The organism is Alistipes sp. i18-0019-D1 (genome assembly GCF_042852885.1).
Classification (GTDB): Bacteria; Bacteroidota; Bacteroidia; order Bacteroidales; family Rikenellaceae; genus Alistipes.
On record NZ_AP031424.1, the window covers coordinates 1,227,202 to 1,240,987 of the forward strand.

A 13,786-nucleotide genomic window follows, 5' to 3' on the forward strand; every position below is an offset into this window, starting at 1 on the left:
TTTTTGGTACTTTTTACAGCTAAAAAGTACATAACATTCCGCGGCTGAAAGCCGCAGTTAGCTGCCGACCAAAAAGCGGCAAAAAAATTACGATTATGCAATTATTCAACGTATATTCATTATACCCCATCGAGCCGGTACGCGGCAACGGCTGCTTCGTCTACGACGCGGCGGGAACCGAGTACCTCGACCTCTACGGCGGACACGCCGTGATCTCGATCGGGCATGCGCAGCCCGACTACGTGCGGGCCGTGCAGGAGCAGGTCGCACGCCTCGGGTTCTACTCGAACTCGGTCGAGAATTCGCTTCAGGTGAAGTTGGCGGAGAAACTGGGCCGCATCTCGGGTTACGACGACTACCGGCTCTTCCTCTGCAATTCGGGGGCCGAGGCCAATGAAAACGCCCTGAAACTGGCGTCGTTCCACACGGGCCGAAAGAAGGTGCTGGCCATCGCGAAGGCCTTTCACGGCCGCACGTCGGGAGCCGTCGCCGTGACGGACAACCCGGCGATCTCGTCGCCCTTCAACCGCACGCCGAACGTGGAGTTCACCCCCCTGAACGACATCGAAGCGATGCGTGAAAAGCTCGCAACGCGGGAATTCGCGGCGGTGATCGTCGAAGGCATTCAGGGCGTGTCGGGCATCCACTGCCCGGCGGACGAGTTCCTGCGCGCCGTGCGCGCCGCGGCGACCGAGACCGGGACGCAGCTCGTGCTGGACGAAATCCAGTCGGGATACGGCCGCACGGGGCGTTTCTTCGCCCACCAGGCGGCGGGCATCCGCCCCGACCTGATCACCACGGCCAAAGGCATGGCCAACGGGTTCCCGATCGGCGGCGTGCTGATCGCACCCCACTTCGAGGCGCAAGCGGGACTGCTGGGGACCACCTTCGGAGGCAGCCATCTGGCCTGCGCGGCGGCAATCGCCGTACTCGACGTGATCGAACGCGAAGGGCTGGTGGAGAACGCCGCGGCGGTCGGCGAATACCTTTTGGCCGAGTTGCGCCGAATGAACTCCTTGAAGGAGGTGCGCGGACGCGGCCTGATGATCGGCATCGAAATCGACGGATCGGGTCCGGAACTACGCAAAAAACTGCTTTTCGACAAACACATATTCACGGGCGGGGCGGGCGCTTCGACCGTCAGGCTGCTGCCGGCGCTGTGCCTCACGCGCGAGCTGGCGGACCGCTTTTTAGAAGCATTCCGCAGTTTGTAAAACAAGAACCTCTATGAAAAAATTCACCTGCGTACAAGACATCGGCGACCTTCGTCAGGCCGTCGCCGAAGCATTGGAGATCAAGCGCGACCGCTTCCAGTTCACGGGGCTGGGCCGCAACCGGACGCTGCTGATGCTCTTCTTCAACTCAAGCCTCCGCACACGGCTTTCGACCCAGAAGGCCGCCATGAACCTCGGGATGAACGTCATGGTCCTCGACGTCAACCAGGGGGCGTGGAAACTCGAAACCCAGCGGGGCGTGGTGATGGACGGCGACAAGGCCGAACACCTGCTGGAAGCCATTCCGGTCATGGGGTCGTACTGCGACGTGATCGGCGTGCGCTCGTTCGCGCGGTTTCAGGACAAAGCCGAGGATTACGAGGAGCGCGTGCTGGAGCAGTTCATCCGCTACTCGGGCCGTCCGGTCTTCTCGATGGAGGCCGCGACGCGCCACCCGTTGCAGAGTTTCGCCGACCTGATCACCATCGAGGAGCACAAGGCCGTGGAGCGCCCGAAGGTCGTGATGACCTGGGCGCCGCACCCCAACGCCCTGCCGCAGGCCGTGCCCAACTCGTTCGCCGAGTGGATGAACGCTGCGGGCTACGATTTCGTGATCACCCACCCCGAAGGGTACGAACTGGACCCGAAGTTCGTGGGCACGGCGCGCGTCGAATACGACCAGCGCAAGGCCCTCGAAGGCGCCGACTTCGTCTACGCCAAGAACTGGGCCGCCTATGCGGACCCCAATTACGGCAAGGTGCTGTCGCGCGACCGCGCATGGACGGTCGATGCGGAGAAAATGGCGCTCACGAACAACGCCCGTTTCATGCACTGCCTGCCCGTAAGACGCAACATGATCGTCACGGACGAAGTGATCGAATCGCCGCGTTCGCTGGTGATTCCCGAGGCCGCGAACCGCGAGATTTCGGCACAGGTGGTACTCAAACGACTGCTGGAGGGTCTGGAATAATGGAACGGATCACGGTCGTAAAAATAGGCGGTAACGTCATCGACAACCCCGCGGCGCTGAAGCGGTTCCTCGGGGAATTCGCGGCGCTGGAAGGTCCCAAAATCCTCGTGCACGGAGGCGGCAAACTGGCCACGCGCCTTGCCGAGCGGCTGGAACTGAAGGTGCAGATGGTCGACGGACGACGCATCACCGACAAGGGAACGTTGGACGTAGTGACGATGGTTTACGCCGGACTGATCAACAAGCAGGTCGTGGCAGGACTCCAGGCCGCGGGGTGCAACGCCCTCGGGCTGTCGGGAGCCGACGGCAACGCCGTCACGGCCCGGCGCCGCAGCCCCCAGCCGGTCGACTACGGATTCGTGGGCGACATCGAACGGGTGGACTCCGCGCTGCTGCGCAGACTGCTCGAAGGGGGCATCGTGCCCGTCTTCTCGGCCATCATGCACGACGGGCGGGGGACCCTGCTGAACTGCAACGCCGACAGCGTGGCTTCGGCCGTGGCGCTGGGTGCGGCGGAGATTGCCCCGACGGACCTGGTTTTCTGCTTCGAGAAAGCCGGGGTTCTGCGCGACCCGGACGACGACACGACGCTGATCCGCCAGATCACGGCCGCAACCTATCCGCCGCTCAAGGCCGACGGCGTCGTGAGCAAAGGGATGATCCCCAAGATCGAGAACGCCCTGAAAGCCGTCGAAAAAGGGGTGCGTAGCGTGACGATCCGGAGTTCCGAAAATATTTCGGACGGAGGCGGAACGGTGATTCGAAATTCATAATTCACAATTCGGAATTGGATAAAACAGTTACAGAGGCTATCGACTTGCTGAAAAAGCTGATCGCGACGCCTTCCGTGTCGCGCGACGAAGCGCGCACGGCAGACCTGCTCGCGGCGTTCCTCGCCGAACGCGGCGCGACGCCCGAACGGCTTGCGAACAACGTCTGGGTGCGTTCGGAGGGATTCGATCCGGCGCGTCCGACGCTGCTCCTGAATTCGCACCACGACACGGTGCGTCCGGCGGCATCGTACACGCGGGACCCCTACGCGCCCACCGTCGAGGACGGAAGGCTCTACGGGCTGGGGAGCAACGACGCGGGGGCTTCGGTGGTATGTCTCGTCGAAACCTTCCTGACGTTCCGCGCGCGCGCGCTGCCCTTCAACCTGGTGCTGGGAATCTCGGCCGAGGAGGAGTGCATGGGCGAAAACGGCATCCGCGCCCTGCTGCCCGCACTGGGGAGAGTGGACATGGCGCTGGTGGGCGAACCGACGGGCATGCAGGCCGCAACAGGCGAACGGGGACTGGTCGTCCTGGACTGCACGGCGCACGGCAAAAGCGGCCATGCGGCGCGCGGAGAAGGGGTGAATGCCCTCTACATCGCGCTGGACGACATCGCGCAGCTGCGCTCTTTCCGCTTCGCACGGGAATCGGAACTGCTCGGGCCGGTCGGAATCGCCGTAACGCAGATCGAGGCGGGCACGCAGCACAACGTCGTGCCCGACACGTGCCGTTTCGTCGTGGACGTCCGCACGACGGACGCCTATTCGAACGAGGAGACGGTCGAAATCCTGCGGGCGGCCCTCCGCTCCGACGCCGTGCCCCGGTCGACGCGCATCCGCGCCGCAGCGGTCGGCGGGGAACATCCGCTGGTGAAGGCCGCCGTGGCCGCGGGGCGCGAAACCTATGTTTCGCCGACCACTTCGGACCGCACGCTGATGCCCTTCCCGGCACTCAAGATGGGTCCCGGACAATCGTCGCGGTCGCATACGGCCGACGAGTTCGTCCTCCTCGGGGAGATCGCGGAGGGAATCGCCATTTATGAAAAGTACATCGAAAAATTAGCACAGGAATATGGCTGGAAAACTTTGGGATAAAGGCTACGAGCCGGACAAAATGATCGAGGAATACACCGTGGGCGACGACCGCGAACTGGACATGCGCCTGGCGCGCTACGACGTCCAGGGGTCGCTGGCGCATATCGCCATGCTCGAAACGATCGGCCTGCTGACCCGCGAGGAGCTGGAGAAACTCACCGCAGGCCTGAAAGAAATTGCCGCGGAGATCGAAGCCGGACGTTTCGAGATCGAACCCGGAACGGAGGACGTTCATTCGCAGGTAGAACTGATGCTCACCCGCCGGCTGGGCGACGCGGGCAAGAAAATCCACTCGGGACGTTCGCGCAACGACCAGGTACTGGTGGACCTCAAACTGTTCCTGCGCGACGAACTGCGGCAGATCGCCGACGCGGTGAAAGCCGTCTTCGACCGTCTGCAGGAACAGAGCGAAAAATACAAGGAGGTGCTGATGCCGGGCTACACCCACCTCCAGATCGCCATGCCCTCGTCGTTCGGGCTGTGGTTCGGGGCGTATGCGGAGACGCTCGTGGACGACATGCGTCTGGTGGCCGCAGCGTGGCACATCGCCAACCAGAACCCGCTGGGATCGGCCGCCGGGTACGGTTCGTCGTTCCCGCTCGACCGCACGATGACCACCCGTCTGCTGGGCTTCGAGGCGCTGCACTACAACGTCGTGGCGGCGCAGATGAGCCGCGGCAAGAGCGAACGCGCCGCAGCGTCCGCCATTGCCGCCGTGGCCGCGACGATCGGCCGGCTGGCGATGGACGTATGCCTGTTCATGAGCCAGAATTTCGGGTTCGTGTCGCTGCCCGACGAGCTGACCACCGGGTCGAGCATCATGCCCCACAAGAAGAATCCCGACGTCTTCGAGATCATGCGCGGACGCTGCAACCGCCTGCAGTCGGTCCCCAACGAGATCGCGCTGCTGACGACGAACCTGCCCGTGGGCTACCACCGCGACCTGCAACTGCTGAAAGACATCCTCTTCCCGGCGACGACGGAAATCAAACGCACGCTCGCCATGTGCGACTTCATGCTTGCGCACATCCGCGTCAACGAGCACATCCTCGACGATAAGAAATACGACTATCTGTTCACGGTGGAGGACGTCAACCGGATGGTGCTGGCGGGCACGCCCTTCCGCGAGGCTTACAAGCAGGTGGGCATCGCCGTCCAAAAGGGAGAATACAGCCCCACGCGCGAGGTGAACCACACCCACGAGGGCAGCATCGGCAACCTCTGCACGGCGGAAATCCGCCGCAAGATGGAGCGGGTGCTGCGGGAGTTCGAGTAGGCGCGGCGGCGAAAAGCAGGTGCGGCGCAGGCAGCAAATGCGAGCGGGCAGCAGGTGCGGACGTTTGGGCGTTCGGAATATTTTGCTAACTTTGTCTTGACCAATCCAAACGACAAAGTTATGGACATGAAACGTACGCTGTTACTGCTGCTGGGACTGGGCGCAGCGACTCTCTCCGCAGCGGGAGAGCAGAAGGTGAAGACCTCCGTGGAGCAGGTAACCCTGTTCATCGACGGAGCGCAGGTGACGCGCTCCCGGCAGATCGACCTCCCGGCCGGAAATTCGACCGTCGTATTCACCGGGCTGTCGCCCTATCTGGACGACAAGAGCATGCAGGTCAGCGCCAAAGGGCCATTCACGGTGACGGCCGTCAACCGGGTTTTCAACCACACCGACAGCCTCGAACGCTCGACCCGCCGGCAGGCGCTGGAACAGGAGATCGACAAAACGCAGCAGCAGCTGAACCGCCTGAAGGCCTCGCGCGAGGTCGTGGATGCGGAGAGCGAACTGCTGAAAACGAACTGCTCGGTCGCCAACCGGAACGTCGCCACCCCGCTGGCCGCCATCAGGGAGCTGAACGAGTACTATGCCGCACGGCTGGAAGAGCTGAAAAGCAAGGCGCGCTCCCTCGACGCGGAAGAGGAGAAAATCAACGAGCGCAGACGGCAGATTCTGGCCGAACTGGTGAATCTGGGCGGCAAACAATCGGTCCCGATGAGCGAAGTGGAGGTGCGGATCGAAGCCCCTGCGGCCTGCAGGGGATCGTTCACGCTGACCTACTACGTCCGCAACGCCGGATGGTTCCCCTCCTACGACATCCGTTCGGGCGGGCTGTCGGAGCCGGTGGAGATCTCCTACAAGGCCAATATTTTCCAGAACACCAAGGAGGAGTGGAAAAACGTCGCCCTGACGCTCTCTTCGTCGAATCCCACGACGGGAAGCATCGCCCCGCAGCTGCGGACCTGGTGGCTCGACTACGGACTCGCCCCTCCGCGCTACAACCTCAATCTGACGAGCAACACCGTGTCGGGCATCGTATTCGACGAGCAGCGCGAACCCCTGCCCGGAGCGACCGTAATGGTGCCGGGCACCACCGTCGGGACTTCGACCGACGTGCAGGGCCGCTACTCGATCACCGTTCCCAACGGAGCGACCAGCCTGCAATTCAGCTACGTCGGCTACACACCCCGGACGGAGCGAATCACGGGCAACAGCATGAACGTAACGATGCAGGAAGACGCGACGGCCCTGGACGAAGCGGTCGTCGTGGGATACGGCGTTTCGAACCAGCTGGCAGGCGCCGCACCGGGTGTCCGGATTCGCGGCACAGCGGCTTCGGACAGGAAGGTGGTGGAAGTCGATTTTGCAGACTTCGACGCCGAGAGCGCCGTGATGGAGGTGGAGCAGACGCAGAACCAGCTGGGCTACGAGTTCGAAATCAGACAGCCCTACACCATCCCTTCAGACGGCAAGAGCGTCGCAGCCGAAATCGGGAGGTTCGACCTGCCGGCCGCCTATATCTACCAGAGCACGCCGAAGATCGACAAGGACGCCTTCCTCGTGGCGGAGGCCACCGGCTGGGAGAAACTCAACCTGCTGCAGGGCGAGGCCAACGTCTATTTCGAAAACACGTTCGTCGGCAAGAGCATCCTCGATCCCGGCCAGACGAGCGACACCCTCCGCTTCTCGATGGGCCGCGACCGAAGCATCCGCATCGAGCGCACCAAGGAGAACGACTATTCGTCGCGCCGCGCCATCGGTTCGAACCAGACACAGACCGTGGCGTGGAAGTTCACCGTGCGCAACACACGCCCGGAACCCGTCGTGCTGACGCTCACCGACCAGCTGCCCGTATCGCGCAACAGCACCATCGCCGTATCGGCCGAGGAGCTGAGCGGAGGCCGGCTGGACAAGGAGAGCGGCATCGTCGCCTGGAGGCTGGAACTGAAACCCGGAGAGCAGCGCGAACTGCACCTGCGCTACGCGGTGAAATATCCCAAAGGCCGCAGCCTGGCAATCGAGTGACCCGGGAAAAGGGACGGCCCGACGACTCCGTTCCCTACGATTTCGCCCCTGCCGGAAATTGTTCCGGCAGGGGCGATTCCTTTTCCGGGAGGCCGGCCGAACCGTCCCCTGCCGATCCCGGGCCGCAGGGCTACTGCTCCGTGTCGCTCACGAACTTTTTCGGAAGCACGCCGAACTGCTTCTGGAAACACTTGGCGAAGTAGGACGTGGAACTGAACCCGACCATGTAGCAGACCTCGTTGATGTGGTAACGCTTGTCCTTGAGCAGCCGGGCTGCAGTTTTCAGCCGTTCGAGACGCAGGTAATCGTTCGGGGTCATATCCAGCACGCCCTTGATCTTGCGGTAGAAGCTCGCCCGGCTCATGTGCACCATCTCGGCGATGTCGTTGATCTTGAACTCGGGATCGCTGAGGTTCGCATGGATGATCTCCTGCAGCCGGACGATGAAGTCCGTATCGGCCGAGGAGGTCGCCATGGTGTTGGCCAGCACCAGGGGATTTTTCGAAAAGGCCTCGCTCAATTTCTGCCGGCTCTTGATCAGGTTGGCGATCACCGACAGCAGGTAGTCCGACGAAAAGGGCTTTTCGACATAGGCGTCGGCCCCGGCGTCCATGCCCGAAATCTTCGAACGGAGGTTCGTCTTCGCCGTCAGCAGAATCAGGGGAATATGGCTGTAACGCAGGTCGTTCTTCACCCGCCGGCAAAGCTCGATGCCGTCCATCTTGGGCATCATGATGTCGCTGACGATCAGGTTGATAAAATTCTTCTCCAGCAGTTCCAGCGCCTCGACGCCGTTCTCGGCCGTGAGCACCGAATAGTTCTCCGACACCTGCCGCCGGATGAAGGCGCACATCTCGGGATTGTCCTCGACGACCAGGATGCTGTAAGCCTCCCAGCCCGGGTCGCCCCGCTCGTCGGAAATGCTCTCGGGATTCTCCTCCGAGGCGGGGTCCCCGGCATCCGCGGCCTCCTGCCGGCAGACCGGAATGGTCAGGATGAACTCGTTCAGCTCCCGGTCGCCGCCCATGACCAGCGTGCCGTGGTGCAGCTCGGCCAGGGAGCGCGACAGCGCCAGCCCGATGCCCGTCCCCGTCGACTCGCTTTTCCGGGTATGGCGGAAGAAGGGGGCGAAAATGGCCTCGCGCATCTCCGGGGGCACGACCTCGCCGTCGTTGGTCACCGTGACACGGAACGCGTTGTCCAGCATCGTCAGCTCGACGCGGATCATCGTCTCCGAATATTTCAGGGCGTTGTTCAGCAGGTTGCTCAAGATTTTGGTGAAGGCCTCGCGGTCGACCTGCGCATAAGCCTCCCCGCCGCCCAGTTCCAGTTCGAAGGTCTTGTGCTGCTGCTTGGCCGAAGAGCTGAACCGGTAGAAGGTCTCCTCGACGATGTCCGACACGTTCTGCCGCGTCAGGTTGAGCGACAGGTGCTCCTTCTCGATCTTCTGGAAGTCCAGCAGCTGGTTGGTCAGGTCGAGCAGGCGGTTGGTGTTGCGGTCCATGACGATCAGGTCCTCGGCCATGTTCCGGTCCATCGTCTTCTGCTTGGCGAGGATGTTCTCCAACGGTCCCTTGATCAGCGTCAGCGGCGTGCGGATCTCGTGCGCGATGTTGGTGAAAAAGCTGATCTTGGCGTTGTACAGCTCCCGCTCCTTCTCCCGCTCGAAAGCCTGGATATGCTGCTGCTGGCGGCGGATGTTGCGGCGCGTGTGGTAAATCCCGGTCAGCACGAGTGCCCCCACCGCGAGCAGCCCGTAGACGACGAAGGCCGCCGTGGAGAGGTAGAACGGCGGGGAAACCTCGATGAAAAGCCGCTTTTCGGACTCCGCATCCGGATTGCCGGAGCCGTCGGCCAGCCGGACCCGGAAATTGTATTTGCCGTAGGGGATTTTCGAATAGGTGATCGTGGCGCTCTCGGGCGTGTACTGCCGCCACCGGTCGTCGAAGCCTTCGAGTTTATAGAGCAGGCGGCTGGTCTGCGGCTCGCGGTAGCTCAAGGCGGCGATCTGGAGCGACAGCGAGTTCTGGTCGTGCTTCAGGCGGACCGAATCCGAGCAGATGATGCTTTTGCGCAGCGGGGAGTTACGGCCTCCGACGACGACCTTCTCGTTCAGCAGCGAAAAACCGGTGATGTAGATCGGCGGCACGTAGTCGGTCTTGCGGCCGAGGAGCGTCTCAGGATTGAAGGAGACAAGCCCCTCGATACAGCCGAAGTAGACGATTCCGTCCGGCGACTTGTAACCCGACTTGTAGTTGAACTGGTTGCTCAACAGGCGGTCGGTCACGGTGTAGACCTGCCTGACGCTCCCCGTCCGGGGATCGAACAGCGCCAGCCCCCGGTCGGTCGTGATCCAGAAATAGCCCTGGTCGTCCTCGATGATCTGAAACACGACGTCGCTGGGCATACCGTCGAAGGAACCGTAACGGACGAAGGTTTGCCCGGCCGGGTCGAAACGACAGAAGCCCGAGCCTTCGGTGGTGAGCCATATCCGCCGGTTGCTGTCCTCGAAAACGCTCGTGACGTTGTCGTAGGGAAGCGAGTTCGGATCGTCGGCGTCGTGCAGGAACTGCGTCCAGACGTCGTTGCGCGCATCGTAGCGGTAGACACCGTTGGACGAGGTTCCCACCCAGAGGTTCCCGGCAGAATCCTCCCGGATGTCGTGGACCATCTTGCCGCCGTTGATCTCCGGGACGTGAAGGAAACGGTCCGTCTCGCGGTTGTAATACTGAAGGCCGTGCATCGTTCCCACGTAGATGCGCCCGCTGTTGGTCTTGCAGAGCGCGAAAACGTAGTTGCTGAAAAGACGCCCCGGCTTGTTGTCGTTGTCGTACTTGCGGATACGCCCCGTCCGGGTGTCGATCACCCGGATGCCTTTCGAGAAGGTGCTCACCCAGAGGTCGTCCCCGTCCATCAGCAGTCCGTGGACGTTGGTGAACTCCCGGCTCGGGGCGAAGAAGCCGAACGACCGGGTCGCGGGGTCGAACTGGTAAAGCCCGGCGTCCTCCGTGCCGATCCAGAGCCGCCCGTCGCTGCCCGGGCAGATCTCGCGCACGCGGCGCCCCCGGAGGCTGTGCGGATCGTCGGTGTGGTAATACTTTTCGAAATCGGAATTCCGCTGGGGCAGGTAGTTGATGCCTCCGAAGAAGGAACCGATCCACAATCCGCCCTCGCGGTCCTTGCAGAGCGAATAGACGGCATTGTCCGAAAGCGAATAGGGATCGTACGGGGAACTTTTCAGGTGCTGGTAGCGCCGGGTGCGGATGTTGTAGACGACGATGCCCGACTCGGTCCCGATCCACAGTTCGTCGGGCGAGTATTGCAGGATGTGCCGCACGAAGAGCGGCGCCGCGGGATTGTCCGACAGCTGCAGCCGGGTGACCGTCCCTGTGACGAGGTCCAGCTTCGCAACGCCCTGCTCCTCCAGACCGAGGTACATCTCGTTGTAGTCGCTCAAACAGATGCAGGAGATGATGTCCTTGGGGTAAATCTCCCGCCCGTCGGCGTCGAGGAACGGTTTGACGTTCGCAAACCGGTCCTCGGTGTAGTAAAGCCCTCCGCCGTAGCCGGCGAACCAGATGACCCCGTTCTTGTCGCTCGCCAGGCTGCGCAGCGTCTTCCGCGGCTTGTAGCGGCATTCGACCTGCCGGGTCTGCGGATCGTAGCAGTAAACGTCGTTATTCTCCACGACGATCCAGACGCGGCCCTCCCGGTCGCAGTCGAGGATCGGAACCGGCTTGGTGACCGGTTTCCCGTCGTCGGCGTAAAGCGGCACGGCGGAAAAATGCTCCATTTCGGGATCGTAGATGTAAAGCCCCGAGTCCGTGCCGACCCAGATTCTGCGGTCGTGGTCCTCGACGAGGCATTTGATGAGGCTGTTCCCCAGTCCGGTCGTCAGGCGCGGATCGTGCATGAAAGTCTTGAACGACTTCCCGTCGTAACGGCACAGCCCGTCCTTCGTGCCGAACCACATGAAACCCTTGTCGTCCTGAATGATCGAGGTGACCGTATTCTGCGACAATCCGTCGTTGATGTCCAGCCGGTCGAAATGGATCGACTGCGCACGGCCCGGAAAAACGCCGCAGAAAAGCGCAAGGACAAGCGGATAGAATTTTCCCATACGATGTTTAGGTTAGTAAAACAAATATAGATAAATTTAAATCACAAAAAAACACCCCGAAAAGCGTGCAACGAAAGCAACCGTTCACACAACATGCACAATATCAAATACTTAACACATCAAAAATACCCGCTCGTCCCGCAAAAGAGACAAAATTGAGATGATTTTTGCGTTAATAGCGACTATATTTTCTTATACCGATTTTCCCTTTTCTACCTTTGTTCTGACAAAAAACACCTAAACCTGAAACGGCACGCCGGGAGCGGCTGCCGGCTGAATGTAACCGATGAAAAAGTGCTTATCCATCCTGTTTGCCTGCTGCGCGATCGCCGGTGAAACCTCCGCCATGGAGGGCCGCCTGTCGGAACGGATTACGCTGAAAACCCCGGGCAACCCTGCCGCGACCTACGATCTGCGTGAATCCGCAACGGAGGGGGGGGGGGAATTTTAGAGGCTGACCAACAGCTGCCGCTGACCATCCGGCGGCAAAAAACCGAAACGGAGAACGAAATAAGGATCGTTCTCACCCTGACGGCGACCGATCTCCTATATTATAATGTAGAGGCGCTGTTCACCACCGGACTTACCCACGAAAACTGTCTTTTCTACATGCCCGGGTTCTGGTATCACAAGAACCTGCGGTCGCCCAAGTCGGCTCCCTCATTCCACACCAGCGACAGCTGGCAGGTCCGGGAAGACCGCCTGAGCACGCCCCTCACGGGTATCTACGACGAAAAATCGGGAACTTACTACACGGTGCTCCGCACCGATACGCCGGACTGCGAAGCCCTCGCCTGCCACAACTACGGAGATGTCATCCTCTCGGGCAAAACGTCGCTGGGATTCACCGGATTCCGCAACGCCGACGCACACGCCGCGCTGGTCTTCGGGTTCCCCTACTGCGAAGCCCCGAGATCCTATGTCCGCAAGCTGACCCTCGCGCCCGCCGTCCGGGCGTTCGAGAAACTGGAAAAAGGCGAGACGAGACGCCTGACATGGACCCTCCGCAAGGGCGTCAGCCCCTCCTATTCGTCGTTCGTGGCCGACGTGTGGAACTACTCCTTCGACGCGCTCGATCCCCAGCCCGTCAAACCCCGCTACACTCCCGCCGAGGCCAAAGCCATCCTGGCCGAATACTTCGCCCAAAGCTACGTCGGAGACTATCCGCTGAAATACACCTCCGGCGTGGAACTCCGCACGGCCGACTGCGAAAGCACGGGCATCGCCGAGATCGGGTTCGTGGGCCGCGTCCTGCTGAACGCCTACAATGCGCTGGAGTACGGCGAAGCCAACGGCCGGGAGGACCTTGCGGCGAACGCACGGTCGATCTTCGACAGCTACCTGCGCTACGGATTCACACCGGGCGGCCTGCTGCGCGAGGTGGTCGACTTCAAGCGCGAGCGCGAGACCGACGTATACAGCATCCGCCGCCAGTCGGAGGGCGTCTACGCCCTGCTCAACTACCTCGCCTACGAGAAGCAGCAGGGCCGCAGCCATCCCGAATGGGAGGCCCGCATCCGCACCCTGCTGGAGAAATTCCTCTCGCTCCAGAACCCCGACGGCAGTTTCCCCCGCAAATTCCGCGACAACCTGACCGTCGTGGACGCTTCGGGCGGCAGCACCCCTTCGGCCACGCTGCCGCTGACGATGGCATACACCTATTTTAAAAACGAAGCTTACCGCAGGAGCGCTCGGCGCACGGCCGATTACCTGGAAAAGAACCTCATCTCCAAAGCCGACTACTTCTCCTCGACGCTCGACGCCAACTGCGAGGACAAGGAGGCGTCGCTCTATGCCGCGACAGCGATGTATTACATGACGTTCGTCTCCGAAGGCACCGAGCGGCAGCGCTACATCGACCTGTGCCGCGAGGCGGCCTATTTCGCCCTGTCGTGGTACTACCTCTGGGACGTGCCTTTCGCACAGGGGCAGATGCTCGGCGACGCGGGCTTCCGCTCGCGCGGCTGGGGCAACGTCTCGGTGGAGAACAACCACGTCGACGTTTTCATCTTCGAATTCGCGACGGTGCTCGACTTCCTGGCCGAAACATGCAACGAACCCCGCTTCTCGCGCACCAGCGCCGTGATCAAAAGCTCGATGCTCCAGCTGATGCCCGTCGAAGGATCGATGTTCGAAATCGGCCGCACGGGCTACTACCCCGAGGTGGTGCAGCACACCGCCTGGGACTACGGCAAGAACGGCAAAGGCTTCTACAACGACATCTTCGCACCGGGATGGACCGTGGCATCGCTCTGGCAGATGCTCAGCCCCGACCGCGTGACCACATTTTTCGCCAACTGAAAAACGACTGAAA

Annotated in this window: 9 protein-coding genes; 8 read left to right on the plus strand and 1 reads right to left on the minus strand. The window is 61.7% G+C overall.

Going from position 1 to position 13,786, the window contains the following annotated elements:
- Nucleotides 1-95: 95 nt before the first annotated feature.
- The 6 genes from ACGHP5_RS05020 (at nt 96) to ACGHP5_RS05045 (ending at nt 7,352) form a co-directional block, all read left to right on the plus strand.
- Nucleotides 96-1,214 (plus strand): aspartate aminotransferase family protein, encoded by a 1,119-nt coding sequence (locus ACGHP5_RS05020; protein WP_290533310.1) that lies wholly within the window; start codon nt 96-98, stop codon nt 1,212-1,214.
- Between the two features lie 13 nt (nt 1,215-1,227).
- Nucleotides 1,228-2,184, plus strand: a complete 957-nt coding sequence (locus ACGHP5_RS05025; protein WP_295901816.1) for an N-acetylornithine carbamoyltransferase — start codon at nt 1,228-1,230, stop codon at nt 2,182-2,184.
- Nucleotides 2,184-2,957, plus strand: a complete 774-nt coding sequence (argB, locus tag ACGHP5_RS05030; RefSeq protein ID WP_290533308.1) for an acetylglutamate kinase — start codon at nt 2,184-2,186, stop codon at nt 2,955-2,957. The genes ACGHP5_RS05025 and argB overlap by 1 nt, the downstream gene beginning before the upstream one ends.
- A 14-nt stretch (nt 2,958-2,971) precedes the next feature.
- Entirely contained in the window at nt 2,972-4,051 is a 1,080-nt protein-coding gene (locus ACGHP5_RS05035) for a M20 family metallo-hydrolase (protein ID WP_390568166.1), read from the plus strand.
- A complete protein-coding gene (gene argH / locus ACGHP5_RS05040) occupies nt 4,029-5,327 on the plus strand; it encodes an argininosuccinate lyase (protein WP_390568167.1) in 1,299 nt (432 codons plus the stop codon). Before ACGHP5_RS05035 ends, argH begins: the two co-directional genes overlap by 23 nt.
- A gap of 126 nt (nt 5,328-5,453) precedes the next feature.
- On the plus strand, nt 5,454-7,352 hold the full coding sequence (locus tag ACGHP5_RS05045; protein ID WP_390568168.1) for a mucoidy inhibitor MuiA family protein: 1,899 nt from the start codon (nt 5,454-5,456) through the stop codon (nt 7,350-7,352).
- 130 nt (nt 7,353-7,482) lie between these two features.
- Here the strand turns inward: ACGHP5_RS05045 and ACGHP5_RS05050 are convergent, their stop codons facing one another.
- Nucleotides 7,483-11,472: a two-component regulator propeller domain-containing protein gene (locus ACGHP5_RS05050; protein ID WP_337773271.1), complete on the minus strand. Its 3,990-nt coding sequence runs from the start codon at nt 11,470-11,472 to the stop codon at nt 7,483-7,485.
- A 286-nt stretch (nt 11,473-11,758) separates the two neighbouring features.
- On the opposite strand from ACGHP5_RS05050, the gene ACGHP5_RS05055 reads away from it, so the two are divergent.
- On the plus strand, nt 11,759-11,923 hold the full coding sequence (locus ACGHP5_RS05055) for a hypothetical protein (protein ID WP_295901833.1): 165 nt from the start codon (nt 11,759-11,761) through the stop codon (nt 11,921-11,923).
- 158 nt (nt 11,924-12,081) lie between these two features.
- Nucleotides 12,082-13,773 carry a hypothetical protein gene (locus ACGHP5_RS05060; protein WP_337773269.1) on the plus strand — a complete coding sequence of 564 codons (1,692 nt, stop codon included), beginning with the start codon at nt 12,082-12,084 and terminating at the stop codon, nt 13,771-13,773.
- Nucleotides 13,774-13,786: the final 13 nt, after the last annotated feature.